At 59.3% G+C, this 21,589-nt stretch carries 23 protein-coding genes; 15 read left to right on the top strand and 8 right to left on the bottom strand.

The annotated features are described in order from the left end of the window. Positions 1–23: 23 nt before the first annotated feature. Complete coding sequence (locus tag MGEO_RS01870; protein ID WP_085634985.1) at positions 24–842, bottom strand: sulfotransferase family protein; 819 nt, start codon at positions 840–842, stop codon at positions 24–26. Between the two features lie 141 nt (positions 843–983). On the opposite strand from MGEO_RS01870, the gene MGEO_RS01865 reads away from it, so the two are divergent. Continuing rightward, positions 984–2,561 (top strand): DUF5928 domain-containing protein, encoded by a 1,578-nt coding sequence (locus MGEO_RS01865; RefSeq protein WP_085634984.1) that lies wholly within the window; start codon positions 984–986, stop codon positions 2,559–2,561. Positions 2,562–2,572: 11 nt separating this feature from the next. After that, entirely contained in the window at positions 2,573–2,944 is a 372-nt protein-coding gene (locus MGEO_RS01860; RefSeq protein ID WP_085634983.1) for a histidine triad nucleotide-binding protein, read from the top strand. A 30-nt stretch (positions 2,945–2,974) separates the two neighbouring features. Here the strand turns inward: MGEO_RS01860 and MGEO_RS01855 are convergent, their stop codons facing one another. Then, on the bottom strand, positions 2,975–3,892 hold the full coding sequence (locus MGEO_RS01855) for an ABC transporter ATP-binding protein (protein WP_085634982.1): 918 nt from the start codon (positions 3,890–3,892) through the stop codon (positions 2,975–2,977). 76 nt (positions 3,893–3,968) lie between these two features. Between MGEO_RS01855 and MGEO_RS01850 the strand changes: the two genes are divergently transcribed. The 6 genes from MGEO_RS01850 (at position 3,969) to MGEO_RS01825 (ending at position 10,458) form a co-directional block, all read left to right on the top strand. Next, complete coding sequence (locus tag MGEO_RS01850) at positions 3,969–4,154, top strand: zinc-finger domain-containing protein (RefSeq protein ID WP_085634981.1); 186 nt, start codon at positions 3,969–3,971, stop codon at positions 4,152–4,154. Continuing rightward, positions 4,151–4,777: a Pr6Pr family membrane protein gene (locus MGEO_RS01845; RefSeq protein ID WP_085634980.1), complete on the top strand. Its 627-nt coding sequence runs from the start codon at positions 4,151–4,153 to the stop codon at positions 4,775–4,777. The genes MGEO_RS01850 and MGEO_RS01845 overlap by 4 nt, the downstream gene beginning before the upstream one ends. Before the next feature lie 102 nt (positions 4,778–4,879). Further along, the gene (polA, locus tag MGEO_RS01840) at positions 4,880–7,684 is read left to right on the top strand and encodes a DNA polymerase I (RefSeq protein WP_085634979.1); all 2,805 of its coding nucleotides are present in this window, start codon (positions 4,880–4,882) and stop codon (positions 7,682–7,684) included. A 192-nt stretch (positions 7,685–7,876) separates the two neighbouring features. Further along, a complete protein-coding gene (locus MGEO_RS01835; RefSeq protein WP_106299104.1) occupies positions 7,877–8,413 on the top strand; it encodes a DUF305 domain-containing protein in 537 nt (178 codons plus the stop codon). A gap of 81 nt (positions 8,414–8,494) precedes the next feature. After that, a complete protein-coding gene (locus tag MGEO_RS01830) occupies positions 8,495–9,667 on the top strand; it encodes a winged helix-turn-helix domain-containing protein (protein WP_085634978.1) in 1,173 nt (390 codons plus the stop codon). 386 nt (positions 9,668–10,053) lie between these two features. Next, the gene (locus tag MGEO_RS01825) at positions 10,054–10,458 is read left to right on the top strand and encodes a c-type cytochrome (protein WP_233139527.1); all 405 of its coding nucleotides are present in this window, start codon (positions 10,054–10,056) and stop codon (positions 10,456–10,458) included. 21 nt (positions 10,459–10,479) lie between these two features. Here MGEO_RS01825 and MGEO_RS01820 read toward each other — a convergent pair whose 3' ends face one another. The 5 genes from MGEO_RS01820 to MGEO_RS01800 all read right to left on the bottom strand — a co-directional run bounded on the left by MGEO_RS01820 (position 10,480) and on the right by MGEO_RS01800 (position 15,082). Continuing rightward, a complete protein-coding gene (locus MGEO_RS01820) occupies positions 10,480–11,463 on the bottom strand; it encodes a cyclodeaminase (protein ID WP_085634977.1) in 984 nt (327 codons plus the stop codon). Beyond that, complete coding sequence (gene eutB, locus MGEO_RS01815; protein ID WP_085634976.1) at positions 11,453–12,454, bottom strand: hydroxyectoine utilization dehydratase EutB; 1,002 nt, start codon at positions 12,452–12,454, stop codon at positions 11,453–11,455. Before eutB ends, MGEO_RS01820 begins: the two co-directional genes overlap by 11 nt. A 135-nt stretch (positions 12,455–12,589) precedes the next feature. Next, the gene (locus tag MGEO_RS01810; RefSeq protein WP_085634975.1) at positions 12,590–13,582 is read right to left on the bottom strand and encodes an adenosine kinase; all 993 of its coding nucleotides are present in this window, start codon (positions 13,580–13,582) and stop codon (positions 12,590–12,592) included. Continuing rightward, positions 13,579–14,223, bottom strand: coding sequence for an endonuclease III (gene nth / locus MGEO_RS01805; RefSeq protein ID WP_085634974.1), 645 nt, complete (start codon positions 14,221–14,223; stop codon positions 13,579–13,581). The genes MGEO_RS01810 and nth overlap by 4 nt, the downstream gene beginning before the upstream one ends. Before the next feature lie 49 nt (positions 14,224–14,272). Further along, positions 14,273–15,082 carry a GNAT family N-acetyltransferase gene (locus MGEO_RS01800; RefSeq protein WP_085634973.1) on the bottom strand — a complete coding sequence of 270 codons (810 nt, stop codon included), beginning with the start codon at positions 15,080–15,082 and terminating at the stop codon, positions 14,273–14,275. 120 nt (positions 15,083–15,202) lie between these two features. On the opposite strand from MGEO_RS01800, the gene MGEO_RS01795 reads away from it, so the two are divergent. The 3 genes from MGEO_RS01795 (at position 15,203) to MGEO_RS01785 (ending at position 17,515) form a co-directional block, all read left to right on the top strand. After that, entirely contained in the window at positions 15,203–16,048 is an 846-nt protein-coding gene (locus MGEO_RS01795; RefSeq protein ID WP_085634972.1) for a methylated-DNA--[protein]-cysteine S-methyltransferase, read from the top strand. A gap of 115 nt (positions 16,049–16,163) precedes the next feature. Next, entirely contained in the window at positions 16,164–16,832 is a 669-nt protein-coding gene (locus MGEO_RS01790) for an OmpA family protein (protein ID WP_085634971.1), read from the top strand. A 128-nt stretch (positions 16,833–16,960) separates the two neighbouring features. Beyond that, complete coding sequence (locus MGEO_RS01785; RefSeq protein ID WP_085634970.1) at positions 16,961–17,515, top strand: NADPH-dependent FMN reductase; 555 nt, start codon at positions 16,961–16,963, stop codon at positions 17,513–17,515. On the opposite strand, the gene MGEO_RS01780 is transcribed toward MGEO_RS01785, so the two are convergent. Further along, the gene (locus MGEO_RS01780) at positions 17,516–18,091 is read right to left on the bottom strand and encodes a sugar transferase (RefSeq protein WP_332908297.1); all 576 of its coding nucleotides are present in this window, start codon (positions 18,089–18,091) and stop codon (positions 17,516–17,518) included. Positions 18,092–19,112: 1,021 nt separating this feature from the next. Between MGEO_RS01780 and MGEO_RS01775 the strand changes: the two genes are divergently transcribed. The 4 genes from MGEO_RS01775 to lptB are packed head-to-tail and all read left to right on the top strand — an operon-like array spanning position 19,113 to position 21,578. After that, positions 19,113–19,727, top strand: a complete 615-nt coding sequence (locus MGEO_RS01775; RefSeq protein ID WP_085634968.1) for a ribonuclease D — start codon at positions 19,113–19,115, stop codon at positions 19,725–19,727. Positions 19,728–19,744: 17 nt separating this feature from the next. Beyond that, positions 19,745–20,338, top strand: coding sequence for an LPS export ABC transporter periplasmic protein LptC (gene lptC / locus MGEO_RS01770; RefSeq protein WP_085634967.1), 594 nt, complete (start codon positions 19,745–19,747; stop codon positions 20,336–20,338). Further along, positions 20,338–20,820, top strand: a complete 483-nt coding sequence (gene lptA / locus MGEO_RS01765; protein ID WP_085634966.1) for a lipopolysaccharide transport periplasmic protein LptA — start codon at positions 20,338–20,340, stop codon at positions 20,818–20,820. The genes lptC and lptA overlap by 1 nt, the downstream gene beginning before the upstream one ends. Then, a complete protein-coding gene (gene lptB / locus MGEO_RS01760; protein WP_085634965.1) occupies positions 20,820–21,578 on the top strand; it encodes an LPS export ABC transporter ATP-binding protein in 759 nt (252 codons plus the stop codon). The genes lptA and lptB overlap by 1 nt, the downstream gene beginning before the upstream one ends. Positions 21,579–21,589 lie beyond the last annotated feature (11 nt).

The following is a 21,589-nucleotide window of genomic DNA, read 5'->3' as shown; positions in this document are numbered from 1 at the left end:
GCAGCGGGGCGCCGTCCGGAGCGTCAATCGCCGAGTTTGGCGTGCACTTCGTCCAGATCGATCTCGCCGATTGGCATCTTGTTGGCCGGATTTTCGAAGTCGTATCTGAACAGGTCGAAATCCTTTTTATAGATTTCATAGACGAGATGCATGGACAGATCGTCGAAATAGTCTTCGACCGGGTGGGCGCGTTTCGGCCCATGGCCTTCACTTTCGTTGAAGCGCGGGATTTTTGCCAGATCGACGGGTTTCTGGGTTTCGACATGGCTGAGAACTTCGGCCATTCCGTCATTGAAACTTTCGGTCCAGAAGATGTTGTCGTAACGGCCGCCATTCACGATGAAGGTGCTGATGTGGCCTGACATGGCCGACCAGTGGATGTCGGGGTCCATCGGGCGCCGCCAGCGGATGGTGTCGCGGGCGAACAGAAGGAAACGACGGAAGCTCTTGATCTGGTCGAACTCCTGCTTGCCATCGTCGCCGCCGACCTCGATCCCGTATTTCTGGATCAAGAGCGGGACAAGGTTGCCGCGATAGCGTTTCCCGTTGCGCTGGATGCCGCAGATCTTGTCGAAGAACGAACTGAGGATCCGGGTGTAGGGGTTGCGGACGCAGGTGAACGCATAGGTGTCATGCGCCTGAATGCGTTGGGTGATGGGATCTTTCGAATGATCCAGCGCCCATTTGTGCAGACCGGTCTGCGCATCGTGGATATCGCCGTCGAAGAATTCGCCGTGATCCGAATAGAACATGATCTGTCCGATGGTCGAACAGGCGCATTTTGGCACCACGCGATAGACCATGCTTTCGCTCTCGGTCATCCACGTTCCGGGAAATCCCATAGTCCTGCCGCCTCCAGCCTCGTCTCGGGCTCTTGTCGTCCCGTAATATAAACAAAAAATCAAAGAAAGTCGGTTTATTCAATCATTGAACGCGCGTATCGTAACGAAAACGAGGTAAAACACGGGCAGATGTCTGGCTGAATGGCAAATATTGCCTTCATATTGCTGTGCCACAAGGATCCGGACGCGATCATCCGACAGGCGCTGAGCCTGACGGCTGTGGGCGATTATATCTCGATCCATTTCGATGCGCGTGCGGATGCCGCGGCGTACCGGGCGATCACATCTGCGTTGTCGGATCACCCCAATGTCGTGTTTGCCAAGAAGCGCATCAAGTGCGGCTGGGGAGAATGGTCACTGGTGCAGGCCACGCTCTATGCGGTGGAAGCAGCGGTCGAGGCATTCCCGCGCGCCACGCATTTCTACATGCTGTCCGGCGATTGCCAGGCGATCAAAACAGCCGAATACGCGCACGGCTATCTGGACCGCTTCGAGGCGGATTTCATCGAGAGCTTCGATTTCTTCGCGTCCGATTGGATCAAGACCGGGATGAAGGAAGAGCGGCTGATCTACCGGCACTTCCTGAACGAGCGGAACAACAAGTGGCTGTTCTACAAGAGCCTTGAGTTGCAGCGGCGGTTTGGTTTGTCGCGGAAGGTGCCGGAAGATCTCGAAATCCAGATCGGAAGCCAATGGTGGTGCCTGCGCCGCAGAACGGTCGAGGCAATCCTCGATTTCCTCAGGCAGCGCCCGGATGTGAAGCGGTTTTTCCGAACCACCTGGATTCCTGACGAGACCTTTTTCCAGACATTGGTGCGCCATCTGGTCCCGGAAAAAGAGATCGAATGCAGAACGCTGACCTTCCTTATGTTCTCGGATTACGGGATGCCGGTCACGTTCTACAACGATCACTTCGATCTTCTGCTGAGTCAGGACTTCCTGTTCGCGCGCAAGATCTCTCCCGAGGCGTTGGAGCTGAAGGAACGTTTGGGTTCACTGTATTCGGCCAGGGGCGTCCAGTTCGAGATATCGAACGAGGGGCGGTCGCTTTACAAGTTCCTGACCGGCAAGGGGCGCATCGGACGCCGGTTTGCACCACGGTTCTGGGAAACCGAAAGCACACTGGGCCGAGAACGCGAGTTGCTGATCGTCGTTTGCAAGAAATGGCATGTCGCCAAGCGGCTGGTCGCGCGGATCCGCCAGCTGACGAATGTTCCCTGCATCGAATATCTGTTCAATGAAGAGCATACCGATCTGCCCGATATGGGGGGGATTCAATCCACCCTTGGCAAGCGGCACCGGCACCGCAGATCGCTTATGCGGATGCTGTTCGACTATTTCGAGACGGATCGCATGGTGATTTGCATGGACCCCGGCAACCTCGATCTGCTTGAGGATTTCTGTCGCGACCGGGCGACGACGCGTCTGCTTGAGATCGAGTGTGGCTTTACTGATGAGTACCTTATCGGTCACGCCATGCGGGTTGGTCTGGCCGGAGACAGGACACCGCGCGAGACGCTGGAACGCCTTCTGCCGACGATCCGAAACGACATGGTCCATGAAAGCGATCGGATCCGGGATTCGGAGTTTGAAAACCACGTCCGCATCCGGGAAAGTGACAGCGCCGACGTGAACGCGATTGCGCTGAGTGAATTCCTGTCGATCTCAACGGAACAGGCGCAGGACATCGCGCGTACCGACCACCTTTTCGCCGACTGAGGAGCCCAGACATGGCCTATGTCTATGACCACCAGAACATCTTCGCCAAAATCCTGCGCGGCGAGATTCCCAACGACACGGTTCTCGAAACCGAACATTCGCTCGCTTTCCGGGATATTCAGCCGCAGGCGCCGGTGCATGTGCTGGTGATCCCGAAGGGGCCCTATGTCTGCTATGATCACTTTGCCATCGAGGCGAGCGATGCGGAGATTGCGGACTTCACGCGTGCCATCGGACGGGTCTGCAAGCAGGAAGGTCTTCAGGAGGGCGGATACCGGATCATCTCGAACGCGGGGGTGGCCGGTGTGCAGGAGGTGCCGCATCTGCACATTCACGTGCTGGGCGGTCGTGGGCTGGGCCGTATGCTGCAACCGGCGCGTTAAAGGCTTTACGAAAACGCATCCCGCCCGGGTTCAGGCCGAGCGGGTGAGCGACAGGAACACGTCTTCCAGATCGGCCTGTTCGGTGCGCACGTCGCGGATCCGAACACCGTTGTCGCGAAGCATCGAAAGCACGTCCTCAGCTGAGGTTTGCCGCGCGCGGTAGCTGACGGCGAGGGTGCCGTCTTCCCGTGTACTCACACCAATCCCCTCGACTTCGGGCAGCGGTCCAACCTCGGTATCCGGCTGGATAACCATGGTTTTCGCGTCCAACTGACCCAGAAGGTTGCGGGTGCTGTCGCGGGCCACCACCTCACCATGATTGATGATCGCGATTTCGTCGCACATTTCTTCTGCTTCTTCGAGGTAATGCGTCGTCAGGATGATCGTCATGCCCTCATCGCGGTTGAGCTTGCGGACGTTGGTCCAGAGCATCTGGCGCAGTTCGATGTCCACACCCGCCGTCGGTTCGTCGAGAACAAGTACGTGCGGGCGATGGACCAGCGCCTTGCCCAGCAGCAGACGCCGCCGCATCCCGCCCGACAGTGTGCGCGCGTAGGCTTCGGCTTTGTCTGTAAGGCCGATCATTTCAAGGATTTCGTCGGAACGGCGCCGCGCTTTGGGCACGCCGTAGAGCCCGGCCTGCACTTCCAGTGCACCGCGCGGGGTAAAAAACGGGTCGAGGTTCAGTTCCTGCGGCATCACTCCGATTGAGGCGCGGGACTGGCGCGGGTTCACGTCCTGATCCCAGCCCCAGATCGTCACCTTGCCCGCGGATTTGGTGACGAGACCGGCCAGAATGTTGATTAGGGTCGATTTCCCGGCGCCGTTTGGCCCGAGCAGGCCAAAGACCGACCCGCGTGGGACATTCAGGTTGATGCCTTTCAAGGCTTCCTTGCCGCCGGAATAGGTCTTTTTCAGGCCTTCGATCTCAATGGCATCCTGTGTCATCGCTGTCTCTTGCTCCCGTGGCTTCGTCGTCTTAAACCGCACCTAGTGGAAAATCCGGACGAAGGAAACGCAGCTTATGGCAACGCAAGCGCCCGAAACCAAGATCGTGGACAGCTACCGCATCGCCTGTGACGGCGGCGAAGGGGCGTTGGGCCACCCGCGCGTCTGGCTGCAGATCCCGCATGACACCGGCTGGGTCGAATGCGGTTATTGCGATGCCAAGTACATCCACAAGGATTTCGCCGACCAGCCGGAGTCGTGACTCGGAAACGGCTGTGCGCTGCGCTTCTGGCGCTGGCGGTCTGCGCGACGATTGTCACGCGGATCTGGCTGCGGATCGACCGGTATGACATCGATCTTATCGATGCGTTGGCGTTCAATTTCCGCTACTTCACCATCTGGACGAACACGCTGATCGGCCTGACCTGCGCCTGGGTGGCGCTTGGCGGGCGCGAACCTGCGAGGCTGCAAAGCGGTCTGCTGCTGTCGATTGCGATGGTGGCCATCGTGTACCATGTGCTTCTGGCCCATCTGCGCGACTACCGGGGCATCGACATGGTGATCGACCTGATGCTGCACACGCTGATCCCGCTTGGCTTTGCGGGCTATTGGCTGGCTTTCGTGCGGAAAGCCGATCTGCGCTTTCCCGACATTCTGCCGTGGCTGATCCTGCCGCTGCTTTACTGCATCGTGGCGATGGTGCGCGCGGCGTATTTCGATGGGCGCTATCCCTATCATTTCCTGAACCTGGCAGAGCTTGGCGTACTGCGCACGGGGATCAACATCTTCGGTCTGCTGGTCGTGTTCTCTGGCTTCGGGGCGCTCATCGTCTGGGTGGGACAACGGCTGGGCCGACGCCCGGCCTTTGCCGGGGGCGATGCCTGATCAGAACCGTGCTCGGGGTGGGCCTTTAGCGCAGGTTCCTGCTGGCACCTTGCCGCCGACCGTGGCACATCTTGGGCCAGCACGAAAACGGGGACGCGCGATATGGCATTCGGCAAAGGACATCACCTTCACCTGATCGACGGGTCGGCCTTTATTTTTCGCGCTTATCACGCATTGCCGCCACTGACGCGCAAATCCGACGGTTTGCCCATTGGGGCTGTCAGCGGCTTTTGCAACATGCTGCAGAAATACGTGGAGGGGAACAACGGCTCGGATGCGCCGACCCATGTGGCGGTGATCTTCGACAAGGGGAGCCACACGTTTCGCAACGAGCTTTACGATCAATACAAAGCCAACCGCGAGGAGATGCCCGAAGACCTCCGTCCGCAGATCCCGCTGACCCGCCGTGCGACTGTCGCCTTCAACATCGCCTGCGAGGAAAAAGAAGGCTACGAGGCCGATGACATCATTGCGACGCTGGCCTGTCAGGCGCGCGAGGCCGGTGGTCGGGTCACCATCATCTCTTCGGACAAGGACCTGATGCAGCTGGTCGGTGACGGCGTTGAGATGCTCGACGCAATGAAGAACCGCCGGATCGACCGTGACGGTGTGTTCGAGAAGTTTGGCGTTTATCCGGAGCGCGTGGTCGATGTGCAGGCTCTGGCCGGAGACAGTGTGGACAACGTACCCGGTGCGCCGGGCATCGGAATCAAGACGGCGGCGCTGCTCATCAACGAATACGGGTCGCTGGAAGAATTGCTGGACCGGGCTGGCGAGATCAAACAGCCCAAGCGCCGAGAGACCCTGATCGAAAAGCGAGATCAGATCGAACTGTCGAAGAAACTGGTTCAGCTGGACTGCAACACGCCGCTGGACTTCACGTTGGATGATCTGGAGGTCAAGGATCCCGATCCTGACGTCCTGATGCCGTTCCTCGCTGAGATGGAGTTCCGCACGCTGACCAAGCGCATCGCGGAAGCTCTGAACGTCGATCCGCCTGCGATACAGGATACGACGCCGGAAGGCGCGAACCCGCCGGCGGAGGATGCACCCGAGATGCCGCCTCTGGATACGGCCAATTATGAATGCGTCCGGGATAGGGCGGCGTTGCAAGCCTGGATCGATGCTGCAACCGACAGGGGTTGGGTGGCGTTCGATACCGAGACCACCGGGCTGAACGAGATGACCGCCGACCTTGTGGGCGTGTCGTTGTGTATTGAGCCGGGTAAAGCCTGCTACGTGCCGCTGGGCCACAAGGCCGAGGGCGGCGAGGGGCTTTTCGGATCAGATGATCTGGCCGAGGGTCAGATCCCGATGGAAGACGCCCTGGCCGTTCTGAAACCGCTTCTGGAAGATCTGGCGGTGATGAAGATCGGCCAGAACATGAAGTACGACAGCAAGATCATGGCGCGTTTGGGGATTCATGTCGCGCCCATCGACGACACGATGCTCATGTCATATGCGATGAATGCTGGTCTGCACAGCCACGGCATGGACACGCTGGCCGAGCGGTACCTCGGCCACACGCCGATCCCGATCAAGGACCTTTTGGGCAGCGGCAAGAGCCAGATCACGTTTGACCGGGTGCCCATCGACAAGGCCACGCCCTACGCGGCCGAGGATGCTGAGGTCACGCTGCGGCTTTGGCAGATGTTCAAGCCGCAACTGCATCAGACCAAGGTGACACGCGTGTATGAAGGCATGGAGCGTCCGCTGGTGCCGGTCTTGGCCGAGATGGAGATGGCCGGGATCAAGGTGGACCGCGACACGCTCAGCCGCATGTCCAATGCGTTCAGCCAGAAAATGGCGGGGCTGGAGGACGAGATCTACGAGCTTGCGGGGCGCAAGTTCAACGTGGGCTCTCCCAAGCAACTGGGCGAGATCCTGTTCGATGAGATGGGCTTGGAAGGCGGAAAGCGCGGCAAGACCGGGGCCTATGCCACGGGCGCCGATGTGCTGGAGGATCTGGCGACCGAGCACGAGTTGCCGCGCCGGGTGCTGGATTGGCGGCAATTAAGCAAGCTCAAGTCGACCTATACCGACGCTTTGCAGGACCACATCAACCGTGACACGGGCCGGGTGCACACGTCCTATTCCATCGCAGGGGCGAACACCGGGCGTCTGGCCTCGACCGATCCGAACCTGCAGAACATCCCGATCCGTACCGAAGAGGGCCGTCGCATCCGCGAGGCGTTTGTGGCCGAAGAGGGCAAGACGCTGGTGGCGCTCGATTATTCCCAGATCGAACTGCGCATTCTTGCCCATATCGCCGACATTCAGGCGCTGAAGGACGCGTTCAAAGAGGGTCAGGACATTCACGCCGCGACCGCGTCGGAGATGTTCAACGTACCGCTGGATGAAATGACGCCGGATGTGCGGCGGCAGGCCAAGGCCATCAACTTTGGTGTGATCTACGGGATCAGCGGCTTCGGCCTTGCGCGCAACCTGCGCATCCCGCGGGCCGAGGCGCAGGGATTCATCGATCGCTATTTCGAGAGGTTCCCCGGTATCAAGGCCTACATGGACGATACGACCGAGTTCGCGAAGAAGCACAACCGTGTGGAGACACTGTTCGGTCGTGTGATCCATACGCCAGAGATCAATGCCAAGGGGCCGCGTGCCGGCTTTGCCAAGCGCGCCGCGATCAACGCGCCCATTCAGGGCACGGCAGCGGACATCATTCGCCGGGCGATGATCCGGATGCCGGATGCGATCAAGGGGCTGCCTGCCAAGATGCTGTTGCAGGTGCATGACGAATTGCTGTTCGAGGTTGATCAGGGCGCCGAGGACGATCTGATAAAGGTCGCCCGCGAGGTGATGGAAGGGGCCGCCGATCCGGTGGTACACCTGACCGTGCCTCTGGTTGCCGATGCCGGGCAGGGCAAAAACTGGGCCGAGGCGCATTGATCCGGGGAAGAGATTTCGAAATCTCTTTCCAAGGTTCTTTGAAGAGCCTTGCCCGCCCGTGATCAAAGTCGATGTCAAATTCCGCGGCGAGCTGCGCGCGTGAAGGGCTTCGGCCCAGCCCCCTCCGACGCTCATGGAACATATCCCCCTTGTCCGGGTTTTGAGTGAAAGGACAGACGAAGGGGTTACTTCATGGCGCAGTCGGCAGACACAAGATCACACCACAGACGCGAAAAGAGCCACGGGTCCTATCTGCGGTTCTTTGCCATGATCCTGACGTCTACCGTGGTGATGTACGGGCTGATGTACCTTAACACCTACGCGCTGGATCATGTGTTCTTTTCCCAGACGCGCATGTGGATGGCGCTTTACATGGGTGCGATGATGGCGGTGGTGATGCTCGCTTTCATGCTTGGCATGTATTCAAATCGAAAAGCCAACATAGCGATCTTCGCAGGCGCTCTGTTTGCGTTTGCGTTGGGTGTTGGACTGGTTCGTTCGCAGACCACCATTGGTGATGTCGCGTGGATGAAGGCGATGATTCCTCACCATTCGATTGCTGTGCTGACGAGCGAACGCGCCAACCTGTCCGATCCGCGCGTTCGGGCGCTGGCGGATGCGATCATTGAAACCCAACGCAGTGAGATCGCCGAAATGGAAAGCTATATGGCGGATATCAAAGCCAACGGTGATGCCGCGCCCGGGACGGATCGGGCAACAGGGAACTGATCGGCGCGTTTCTTTTGTGGGCTGGGCCTTTCCGGGCTCATGTCCTAGCATGGCGGGATTGCTGTTTTTGCCGGAGTCCTCGTGCGCCGTTTACACCTTTCAAACCGCACCGCGCGCCGGCTTTGGTTGCAGGTCAACGGTCTGGGCGACACGCCGACCGGACCTCTCGACCTCAAGGAACTGATCCATGATCTGGGCTTCGTGCAGCTGGACACGATCCAGGTCGTGTCGCGTGCGCATCATCATATTCTCTGGAGCCGAAATCAGAATTATCGCGAGCCCATGCTGAACCGGCATCTTGCGCAGGATCGCGCGGTGTTCGAGCATTTCACCCATGATGCGTCCGTCCTGCCGATGGAGTTTCTTCCGATGTGGCAACGGCAGTTCCGGCGGATGCGGGACAAGGTCAGTCGGTCGTCCTGGTTCGGCAAACATCTGGCCGAGGATCATCTGGATCACATCCGTCGCCGGATCTCCGACGAAGGGCCGTTGTCTACTCATGATTTCGATACGAAAATCGAGGGCGCTCGCGAGATGTGGAAGCGACCTCCGCACAAGATCGGGTTGGATTATCTTTGGTACGCGGGTGAACTCGCCACATGCCACCGCGAGGGATTCACCAAATATTACGATTTGTCTGAACGAGTCTTTCCTGACCATTTGCGCGAACAGGATTTGCCGGAGCAGGAGCAGATCGACTGGTTGTGCCGGTCCGCACTGGACCGGATCGCCGTTGGAACCCAGGGTGAAATCCGGAAATTCTGGGACGCAACCGATGTCGCTGAGGTTGCACTTTGGACCACCCAGAATGAAGGCTTGCTTGTCCCCGTCGAGGTGCAATCGGCAGACGGCTCTTGGACAAAGGCCTTGGCTGCACCGGATATCGAAGACCGACTTTCATCGTTGAACCCGCCGACATCTCGGCTGCGCATCCTTAATCCGTTCGATCCCGCCATCCGGGATCGTGTTCGGCTGAAGCGGCTTTTCGGATTTGAATATACGGTCGAGATGTTCGTGCCAGCCGAGAAGCGGCAATGGGGCTATTACGTCTATCCGCTTCTGGAAGGCGACCGCTTCGTTGGACGGATCGAGGTCAAGTCGGATCGGTCCAAAGGATTGCTGACCGTACAGAACCTGTGGTGGGAACACGCCGTCAAACCGACAGCGCAACGAATGGGCAAGCTTGAGAGTGAATTGGCGCGCCTAGCGAAGCTGGCTGGTGTTACAGACGTGGAGTGGTGCCAGCCTAAATAGCCGCGACGGCGCACTTTCGTTTTTCCCGATGTGCTGAGCCCAAAACCACAAGACATTCTGCTGTTGATATACATCAACGACGGAATGTGTTTGGCTGATCATCTTTTCCTCAACCGCGTGCAGTGTTGGGAGGGGACGAATGGCTGCAGGGTAGGCCGGAGGCTTTCAAAGCGTGCGGTGATTGCCTCGTTTGTTTGCCTGAGATGCCTGCCTACCACCCCCCATCAAACCGCGTTTGGCCTGACCGACGACGTGTTCGGTTCTGACAGGCGCGGGCACGTCGCCCCGCGCGCATGGGTGTTGAGGGAACACGCATTGGGTTCAGTGACGGTTGGATGACCAACTGGTGACGAGTGTGCGATCAAACATCAGAAAGGGGAGAGACCATGTTCAACATGAAGACCATCGGGACAGCCGTGTGCCTGTCCTTTGCGGCGGCGACCGTCGGTTTGGCGGATGACCTCGGAAAACAGGATTACATGCAGGGATGCGCCGGATGCCACGGGGAAAGCGGTATGGGACAGGGGCCGCTGGCCGAGCTCCTGACCATCGACGTGCCTGACCTGACGACACTGTCTGCCCGGAACGACGGGAAATTTCCCATGCTTGACGTCATCCATGTGATCGACGGGCGTATGGGGGTGCGGGCGCACGGAGGGGCAATGCCGATCTGGGGACTGATCTTCAAGGAAAACGCAGCGGGTGATTCCGGGCTTCTGGGCGGTGCGGAGGCCATCGCACGGGGGCGGATGCTGTCCATCGCGTATTATCTGGAGTCGATCCAGAAGTAGCCTTGCGCCGTTAAAGCAAGGTCAGAGGTCCAGTGCGATACCACTGTTTTCTGACTTGGCCAGCGCGTGGGTTGCAATTGCGGTGTCCTGCGCACCGGTTCCAGTCAGGTCGCAGATCGTGATCTGATCGGCGTGGGTCCGGCCTGTGATGCTGGCTCTGACCACTTGTCCCAGTTCGGGAACGGTGTCGGCTGTCATCAGACCAGCTGCAATGGCGCTGCGAAGCTCCCCAAGGGTCGCGCACTGGCTGACCCGGTCGGCAACATAGAGATCGGCCCGCGCCAAAGCGGTCGGGGCGACCTCGTTTTTTCCTGCCTGATCTGATCCCATGGCAGTGATATGCAATCCGGGGTGCAGCCATTCTGCTTGCAGGACAGGGGTGCGGGCTGGGGTTGTCGTCACCACCAACTGGCTTTGCGCGACAAGATCCGCCGGGTTTGTTTCGACACGGGCGGGCAGTCCGAGCGTCTGTGACAGATCCTGTGCGCAGGCCTGTGCCTTGTCCGCATCACGCCCCCAGACGAGAACCTGTTGAAACGGTCGCACAAGATGCGCCGCCTGCATTTGAAGACGCGCCTGCATTCCAGTGCCGATCACACCGGCGGTGTGAACCTCGGGGGCAAGAGCTTTGGCGGCAACGGCGCCGGCGGCGGCCGTGCGCACATCCGTGAGATACCCATTGTCCATCAACAGCGCCTCAACGAGGCCGGTTTTCGCGGAAAACAGGATCATCAGTCCGTTGAGGCTGGGAAGGCCGAGTTTGGGGTTGTCGAAAAAACCCGGGCTGACCTTGATGGCAAAGCCATCGAAGCCAGGGATATACGCGGTCTTCACATCGACCTCGCCGTTGGCGTCCTCGATCTCCATCGAAAGGATGGGCGGCATGACGACCTTGCCGGTTGCGAGCGTCGCAAACGCACGTTCCACAACGGCAATCGCCTCATGATCCAAAGGCACCGTACGGCGCAGATCGGTTTCCGTCAGCACGCGCACTTTACGGGCCATAGGATTGTCCTTTCACGATGTAGTCACCCAGTACGACGTCGCGCCCGGCCATGATGTCGGCATGTGACCGCATGTCGAGGTTCCTCCCGGTGATGATCGTTGCGGTCGGTCCGGTAAGGACGACCCTGCCGGATTGAACGGCAGCAATACCGACGACGCAGGCCCCTTCACACACGATCCGGTCTTCGTAGTAGACGGTCTGGAGGCTGCGGTAGATGTCTTCCTCGGTCACCAGAACGATGTCGTCGAGAAACTCACGGCACAGGGCAAACGAAAGGCGGTTCTGCAGGCCGATCCCGCCGCCGAGAGAGTCGGCAAGACTCGGTACCTCTTCCACCTCAACAGGGTGCCCGGCCTTCACCGACTCGTACATTGCTGCGCCGCGGTCCATCGTTATGCCGATCACCCGAATATCGGGCCGGATTTGCTTGGCGGTATAGGCGATTCCGCCGGCCAGTCCGCCACCTGACAGCGGAACGAGAATCGTATCGAGGTCGGGGCGAGCTTCGAGAAGCTCAAGGCCAATGGTGGCTTGTCCGGCGACCACGTATGGATCATCGAAGGGCGAGATATCAACCAGGCCTTCCTCTGCCGCGAGGCGCTCTGCTTCGTCCTGGGCTTCATCCTGGCTCTGACCGATGATGCGCGCCTCGGCTCCCAGTACGCGAACACCGGCGATTTTGCTCTGGGGGGCAAGATTGGACATGCACACCACGGCTCTCAGACCGCGCTGCCGCGCCGCGAAGGCAACGCCGCGTCCGTGGTTGCCCGTGGAGCAGCAGGTCACACCCTTCGCGCCATCGGGAAGATTGAGAACGGAGTTCAGCGCGCCACGCAGTTTGAACGCACCGATGGGTTGGGCAATTTCGAGTTTTAGGAGGAATTCCTGTCCAAAGGTCTCTGTCAGCGCCGATGGAACAAGCGGAGTGCCATCCGCCACTCCGGCAATTGTGTTTCGCGCGGCGAATACCCGGGCCAGAGAGAAGTCCATTTTCGTTATCCCAGCGTCAGTGCCCCTGTGCTCTTTGTAAGCGCAGAGTCAGAGACAAACAAACCCGTGGCGGGACCCTATGCGGGATGGCCGCGTGGTCCGCAGCATGCTGGGGTGTCGACCTGAACTGAAGACTCAGATCAGGCCAGCCTCCTTGAACAGCGATTGCAGATCCGCTTCGGGGCGCGGGCCGATATGCGAAATGACCTCGGCGGCAGCTGCGCAACCCATCCGGCCCGACGTTTCCATGTCCCGTCCCGTAGCGAGACCATAGAGGAAGCCTGCCGCAAACTGATCGCCTGCGCCGGTGGCGTCCACAGGGACCACTTTCTGAACGGGAATATCGACGCGCGCGCCGTCGCGGATGATCGACACGCCGTCGCCGGACCGGGTGCAGACGACGAGGGGGCAGATGGCGGACACGGCGGTCAGATCGGCCTCCAGATCGTTGTTCTGGTAGAGGGACATGATCTCGGCCTCGTTGCCGATCACGTAGTCCATTTCGTGTTCGATCAGGTTCAGGAAGTCGTCGCGGTGGCGTTCGACGCAGAACGGGTCGGAAATGGCGATCCCGGCTTTGCCGCCAGCGGCGCGGCAGGTGCGGGCGGTGCGGATGAAGGCGTCTTTGCCCTTGTCCTTGTCGAAGAGATAGCCTTCGAGAAACACCACTTCCGCCTCGGCTGCTACGTCTTCGGACACGTCCTCGGGACCAAGCTCTGCTGAAATCCCAAGATAGGTGTTCATCGACCGTTCCCCATCGGGCGAGACAAAGATCATGGAACGCGAGGTGGGGAGTTCGCCGCCCGGCACCGGCGGGTTCACGAAATCGGTGCCGTCCTCTTCCATCGCGTCCGCATAAAAGCGCCCCAGAGCATCATCATGCACGCGCCCGATAAAGGCGGTGCGCAGGCCCAGATTGCCCAGCCCGGCCAGCGTGTTGGCAACCGACCCACCCGGCGTCTGCACACGTTCCTTCATCGCTGCATAGAGCGTTTCGCCGCGTTCGCGTTCGACAAGTTGCATGATGCCCTTCTGGATTCCCATCAGGTCCAGAAACGTGTCTTCGGCACGTGCGATCACGTCCACAACGGCGTTGCCGATCCCGACAACCTGGTATTTCTTGGTCATACTGTTTTGTCCTCGAATGGGCAGAGATCGCGGATCACGCAGACGCCGCATTTTGGTTTCCGGGCCACACAGGTGTAGCGCCCGTGCAGGATCAGCCAATGGTGGGCGTGATGCTGGAAATCGACGGGGATGTGGTCTTCGATGGCGCGTTCCACGGCGACCACATCTTTGCCGGGGCAGATTCCGGTGCGGTTGCCGACGCGGAAGATATGCGTGTCGACCGCCTGGCTCGGATGACCCCACCACATGTTCAGAACCACGTTTGCGGTCTTGCGCCCGACGCCCGGCAGGCTTTCCAGCGCGGCGCGGGAATTGGGCACCTCACCGCCATACTGGTCGACAAGGATCTGGCTGAGCTTGATGACATTCTTCGCCTTATTGCGATAAAGGCCGATGGTCTTGATGTGCTCGATCACACCTTCTTCGCCAAGTGCCAGCATCTTTTCCGGCGTGTCGGCAATCTTGAACAACTCGCGCGTCGCTTTGTTCACGCCCACATCGGTCGCCTGAGCGGACAGCGCCACGGCGACGACCAGAGTGTATGCGTTGACGTGTTCAAGCTCACCCTTCGGTTCGGGGTCCACCGCCTGAAAGCGGGTGAAGATCTCGCGGATCGTGTGATAATCGAGTTGCTTTGCCATCGCCGCCTTATGACCGGCAGCGGGCGGGGGCTGCAACGGAAAATTGCCGTTACTTGGTCACACGTCCCCCGGCCATCAGTTCCGGATCAATGGCAAGTACGACGTGATAGGGTGTCGGCCCGAATCCTAGCTGCGTACAAAGTGCCTCGGAGGGCGTGTTGCCGGTGCGGATGCCGGTAAAGAACCTGGTCGTACCGTGCCGCCGGTTCATTTCGTCCAGCACCACTGCGCCAAGTCGGCTGGCGATGCCCTCGCCGCGCCGGTCCGGATGGGTGGACAGCATGCCCCACCAGCACAGGCCCGGCCAGTTCGAGTCGGGGTGGAACATTTCAACAGAGGCCGAGGCGCCGACGATACGGCCAGAAGGCTCGGCCACATAGGCGCAGACCGCAGGCCGTTCGAGCCCGCGTATGAACGGCCCGAGGGGCAGCAGAACCTCACACATCTGGGTGACTGCATCCAAACCAGCCATGACTTCGGCCGAGGTGTCCGGCCCGACAATACCCAGGGTCAGGTCATCGGCAAATGGCCGTGCAGCAAGTCGAGCGCGGGCCAGAGGCAGGGTTTCGGCGCTACTGCCCCAGTCGACAAAGCTGTCGGTTTTCAGTCCTTCTGCCTCCAGCGCGGTAAAGCGGGCGGCGAGTTCCGCCTCCGGTACATGCTCGCAGGCCGCAGCGCCCATCTCGCGGGCCAGGGCGACCTGACGCGACAGGGGTGCGGCATCCGGCGATGCCAACCCAAGCGCGCGTCCATGGGTGACGATGGCGGGATCATCCCGCAGCTCCTGCCACCTTGCCCAAGCCCGAGCTTGCAGAGCTTGTGAGGATGGTGGACCAAAGGTTTCAACTATCCGGGTCATGTTTCAGCATGGCATGACTCCGCTGCTTTCCAAAGCGGTAACGCGCAAAGCGCAATAAACGGGTCGCAGCCTGACGGGTCTGCACGATATGACGTGGGCAGGTGATGATAAGGTGACGCGATGCAGGCTATGACCGAAGACACACACGGCTATCATTTCCATGTCATGCGACGTGCGCTGGATGTGATCGATGCCAGCGGGCCGGCTGTTTCGTTGGATGATCTTGCCGCGCAGATGAATATGAGCCCGGCGCATTTCCAGCGGGTGTTCTCGCGCTGGGTCGGGGTCAGTCCGAAACGATATCAGCAATACCTCACGCTGGGCCATGCCAAGGCGCTGCTGGCCGAACGGTTCACCACGCTCGAGACGGCACATGCGGCCGGTCTTTCGGGCGGCGGGCGGCTCCATGATCTGTTCCTGCGCTGGGAGGCGATGAGCCCGGGTGATTTCGCCCGCAAGGGCGAGGGGCTGACGATCTTCTGGGGCTGGTTCGACAGCCCGTTTGGTCCGGCTCTGGTGATGGGGACGGAGAAGGGGCTTTGCGGGATCGGGTTCGGTTCGGAATGCACAGAGGCCGAAGCGATGCAGGATCTGACGAGCCGCTGGCCAAATGCGACCTACGTGGAAGCGCCCGACAGGCTCGATCCTTGGGTGAGGGCCGCCTTTGGTCAGGCCGAGGGCGATGTCCCGCTGTTTCTTATTGGAGCGCCGTTCCAGATCAAGGTCTGGGAAGCATTGATGCAGATCCCGTCGGGCCATGTCACAACCTATTCCGAGATCGCGGAGTTCATCGGCCATCCCAAAGCCGTGCGCGCTGTGGGCACAGCGGTGGGGCGTAACCCGATCAGCTATCTGATCCCCTGTCACCGCGCTCTGCGGAAGTCCGGCGGATTGGGGGGCTATCACTGGGGGTTGCCGGTCAAGCGCAGCATCCTTGCCTGGGAGTCTGCACGCGTCGAAGCCTGACCCTTGCGCGGAAATGCGCCGATTTTTTCACGACATGGGGGAACTAACCCTCTATGTTATCGCATAGCAGTAGTTGGACCCCTACAATCGGGCGCAGATAGACGAGGCAAATCCTATGACACTTACCAGACTTCCCCTTACCGCAGCATTGTGCAGCGCAATTGCACTGTCGGCCTGTACGACGGGAACCTTCAACGATCCGAACGACCCGAACCGCCAGGCCAAGACCGGCGCATTGATCGGCGCCGGAACAGGCGCCGTGATCGGTGCGCTGATGGGCAACGATGCCGAGGAACGTCGGCGCAATGCCGCTGCAGGTGCCATTATCGGCGCAGGTGGTGGTGCCCTCATCGGCAACCAGCTCGACAAGCAGGAAGCGGACCTGCGCGCACAGATCGGCAATGATAACGTGTCGATCCGCAACACAGGTGACCGCCTGATCGTGACGCTGCCGCAGGACATCCTGTTTGCGACGGACAGCGCGACCCTACGTCCTGACCTTCAGCGCGATCTGCGTACCGTGGGACAGAACCTGCTGGCTTACCCGGACACGACGGTTCAAGTCATCGGCCACACGGACAACACAGGCGAAGCGGGTTACAATCTCAACCTGTCGCGCCAGCGTGCCCAATCGGTCGCGAATATTCTGATGAGCGAAGGCGTGCCCTCATTCCGTATCCAGAGCATTGGACGGGGCGAGGATCAGCCTATTGCGAGCAACCTGACGCCCGAAGGCCGGGCTCAGAATCGCCGCGTGGAGATCGTGATCCTGCCGAACGCCTGATCCGTTTCATATCGGTTCAATGGCCCGTGCCGGTTCGGCGCGGGCTTTTTCTTTGGCCGCGCGCATTTTCGGGTTGCCCTGTCAAGGTTGAGTTCCAGTTTGCTGATCGACAGATCAGGAGACAGTAAATGAGTGACCTTAAGCTTGTCGGATTGTGCGGATCCCTTCGAAATGCATCGACGAACCGCCTGTTGATGAAAGAGGCCGCACGGCGTTTTGGGGAGGCAGAGTTCGTGGAGGGCGACCTTCGGTTGCCGCTTTATGATGGTGACCTCGAAAGCGGAGCGGGCATCCCGGATGAGGTGCAATCGCTGGCTGACCTGATTGCTTCTGCCGATGCGGTCATTGTCGCGACTCCGGAATACAACAAGGGCATTTCCGGCGTTCTCAAGAATGCGTTGGATTGGGTGAGCCGGACGGATGGAAACCCGTGGCTCGACAAGCCTGTAGCCATCATGTCGGCAGCAGCGGGCCGGGCTGGCGGAGAGCGCAGCCAGAACATGGCTCGCCTGTGTCTGACACCGTTTCGTCCGCTGCTTGTTCCCGGTCCGGAAGTACTGGTTGGCGCAACGGCATCGCAGTGGGATGACGAAGGCCGTCTGATAAATGAGCGAAACGCGAAAGCTCTGGATGACCTGATGCGGATCCTCAGGCGTTTCGCCGAGGTAAACCGGTCTGCCTGATCAGCAGCCGGTGCCTTTTGTCACGACGCTGACGGTCTTCCACATAACCGAAAGATCTTCGAGAAGCGTCACCTTGCCGAGGTATTCTGCGTCGTAATGCGCGCGTTCGGCAAAGCTGCTCTCGTGGCGGACCGAAACCTGCCAGAACCCGGTCAGGCCCGGACGCAGTGCATAATACGCAGAGCCGGGGTAGAGTGCTTGCTGATCCAGCATCATCGGACGCGGACCGACCAGCGACATATCCCCTTTCAGCACGTTCCAAAGCTGCGGCAGTTCATCCAATGATGTTTTGCGCAGGATCTGACCGATCTTGGTGATACGCGGATCATTGCGGAGCTTCTGGTTGCGGTTCCATTCGGCGCGGGCCGACGGGTTTTGTGCAAGATGCTCTTCAAGCGCCTGATCCGCGTTGGCCACCATGCTGCGCAGCTTCCACATCTTGAAGGTTTTCCCAAACCGGCCGACGCGCGTCTGATGATAGAACGGCGAACCGCCGTCACGGGCCACCGGCAGTGCGCAAATGCCCAAAATGATTGCAACGGGAAGCGCTGCCATCAGGACAAGAGCGATATCCAAGCCTCGCTTGAAGTGGTCGCGATAGATGCTTTTTGGCTCTGAGGACGAGAAGGCCGAGTTGACCAAGTTTTCAATTTCAGCGCCAGGCAGCGGTTGGCGAATGTGCAGTGTCATCGTTACACCCTTTGACCCTTTGTGCGGGGTCGACTGCATGGGTGCCGCAGGCATGAAAACATCGTTTGCCGACAGCGCAGTGCTGCAGGCATTCGAACAGATCTGGATCCAGATTTCGGCTTTCAGACTATGTGGCAGACTTCAGCAGACGAACCGTACGCAACTCCCAAGTGGAAGCACCAACCCCCAAGTGCCAAACTCAAACATGGCAGGAATGTGGCCTGCCAAAACATGGCTTGTTTATGACGCTCTGCCGTAATTAGGTCAACTTTCAGATCGAGGGGAAACTTTTGCGTGTATTCCCATGAACTGATCAATCAATGAGCGAGTGTGCGTTTGTCGAGCTTTCGCGCGGAGGTGAGGGTTAATCACTTTTTACGTATCGTGTTCAATCCGTCAGTTTCTTATGCGTGGAGCTTGTCAGGGCGGTGGTTCAGGCTTGCTTTTGCTGAGTTTTTAAGTCGGATATGCGGCGAAGAATTCTGATCAATTCGGCCGAATTCCACGAATTGATTTCCAGAGCGTCGATTATTGGGATTAATTGGCGGGTTTTCCGCAATACTGTTTCTTCAGTGGAAACATTTTTGCGCTGGTTCCGGGTATTGGGCAGTTTTCAAGTGTTCCCCAGTTGGCAACAATAAAGCATGCTGAATACGCCGTTATTGCTTTGTCTTTCGCCCGGCTTTTGGAGGTTGCGTTGGATCTCTGGGACCTCACGGGGTGAAACAAATTGAAATATATTGGGCCGAAATTGGGCGACGTGCCGGGACGCGGTCCGCTCAATTTGGGCCGAATCGTGACGAAATGCCGAGAATCGGGTCAAACTTGGGCAAAGCTGGGGCAGGTTGCGTCGTGCCCGGCGAAAGACTATCTGCCAAGCGATGTCTGTTGAGCAAGGACGGTTCTGATGGCCCACCAAGTCTACCTGCGCGATCTTCCCGACGATCTGGACCTAGGACCGGAGGTTGCCATCGATTGCGAAACGATGGGGCTGCACCCGCACCGTGATCGGTTGTGCGTGGTACAGCTTTCGGGCGGTGATGGAACAGCGCATCTGGTGCAGATCGAAAAAGGACAGACCTCTGCGCCCAATCTCGAACGGCTGCTGACCGATCCCAATGTGCTCAAGCTGTTTCATTTCGGACGGTTTGACATCGCGGCGCTCGAGAACGCGTTTGGCGTTGTGACCGCGCCGGTCTACTGCACCAAGATCGCCAGCCGCCTGGTCCGGACATATACGGACCGGCATGGATTGAAGGTCTTGCTTCAGGAACTTTTGGGCGTCGATATCTCAAAGCAACAGCAGTCCAGCGACTGGGGTGCCGAGGCCCTGTCATCGGCGCAAATCGAATACGCCGCGTCCGATGTGCTTTACCTCCACAAACTTCGGGATGCTTTGCAGGCGATGCTTGAGCGTGAGGGCCGTGCAGAGTTGGCGCAGGCCTGTTTCGACTTTCTGCCGACGCGCGCGCATCTCGATCTCGCAGGTTGGCCCGATACCGATATTTTTGCGCATTCCTGAGCGTATGGGCGGATAGGATGTATTCGCGCCTGATTGCATGGTTGAAGATCCTGCTTCCTCTGGGTGCATTGATCCTTCTGTCCACGATCTTTCTCTATTCGCGAGGCCCGGATCCGATTTCCACCATTCCGGTCCTGTCCGGTGGCGGCGATCCAAGCAAGACGGAACAGATCGGCAGTCCATTCTATGCCGGGACGACGGAAAACGGTCAGGGTTTGACGCTGGCCGCGCGGCAGGCGCGGATGCTGGATTCAGATGGTGCCGGAGTGGTTGCCGATGACCTGCGCGCCGTCATCGATGTGCGCGATGGAAATCGGATCACCATCGATGCGCGGACCGGACGGATGCAGGAAGGTGATATGCTCTTGTTGCGGGACGGTGTCACTCTGGAAAGCAGTTCGGGATATACTGTCACCACCAACGGGTTGAATGCCGAGATCGACCGCGTTGCGATCGAGAGCACGGAAGCGGTGGATGCGACGGGACCCGGGCTGACCTTGTCGGCAGGAAAGCTGCGGGTGGAAGAATCTTCGGACACCAATGACATTCAGTTGCTGTTCACGGACGGGGTAAAACTGGTATACACGCCGCAACCAAACGAGGCTGAGTGATGATCCGAACCGTGATGAGCGTTGTGCTGCTTGGCCTTGCGCCAGCGGCGTTTGCCCAAGGCACCGAGGTGGCGTTCGGAACGGTTCAGCAGGATACCTCGCTGCCGGTGGAAGTGAGTGCGGATGCGCTGTCGGTTTCCCAGAACGACGGATCGGCGCTGTTCACTGGAAATGTCATCATTGGTCAGGGCGACATGCGTCTCTCGGCGCCACGTGTCTTGGTCTATTACACTGAAAACCAAAGTGGCATCGAACGGCTTGAGGCAACTGGCGGCGTGACCCTCGTCAATGGTGATCAGGCGGCAGAGGCCGAAAGTGCAGAGTATGAAGTCAATCGGGGCACAATCCGAATGGTTGGCAATGTGTTATTGACCCAGGGTGCGAACACACTTGTTTCCGACAGTATGGATGTCGATCTTGAGGCCGGGACGGCACAGATGAACGGTCGGGTCCGGACAGTGTTCCAGTCGGGGCACAATTGATGGCCGCGCCCAATCTGTCCGTGACCGAGGGCCAGAGCGGGCTGGTCGTCCGGCATCTTCGCAAAAGTTACAAGAAGCGCGTGGTGATCCGCGATGTCTCTCTTGAGGTGCAGCGCGGCGAGGTAGTTGCGTTGCTCGGACCGAACGGAAGCGGCAAGACGACATCGTTTTACGCGATTGCCGGGCTTGTGAACCCCGAAGCGGGTCAGGTTTTGATAGACGGGCAGGATGTGACCTACCTGCCGATGTATCGACGCGCGCGGATGGGCATTGGCTATCTTCCTCAGGAAATGTCGATCTTCCGGGGCATGAGCGTCGAAGACAATATCAGCGCCATTCTCGATATCAGCCAACCGGATCGCCACAAACGGCGCGAACGGCTTGAAGAACTGCTGGGCGAATTTTCCATCGAACACTTGCGCCGTGCGCCTGCGCTCGCGTTGTCTGGCGGGGAACGGCGACGGGTAGAAATCGCGCGGTGCCTTGCAGCCGATCCGAAGTATCTGCTGCTTGATGAACCGTTTGCAGGGGTGGATCCGATCAGCGTTGGTGACATTCGGCATTTGGTGGCTGATCTCAAGAAACGGGGAATCGGCGTTCTGATCACGGACCACAATGTGCGCGAAACGCTCGAGATCGTGGACCGGGCGTACATTCTGCACGATGGCAAGGTGCTGATGTCAGGATCTCCGGATGAGGTGGTTCGGAACGAGAACGTGCGCAGGGTCTATCTGGGCGACAGTTTCCGCATCGGATAATTCCTGCAACC

Origin of the sequence: Marivita geojedonensis, assembly GCF_002115805.1 — a bacterium.
Classification (GTDB): Bacteria; Pseudomonadota; Alphaproteobacteria; order Rhodobacterales; family Rhodobacteraceae; genus Marivita; species Marivita geojedonensis.
This window is presented reverse-complemented; position numbering and strand designations above follow the sequence as displayed.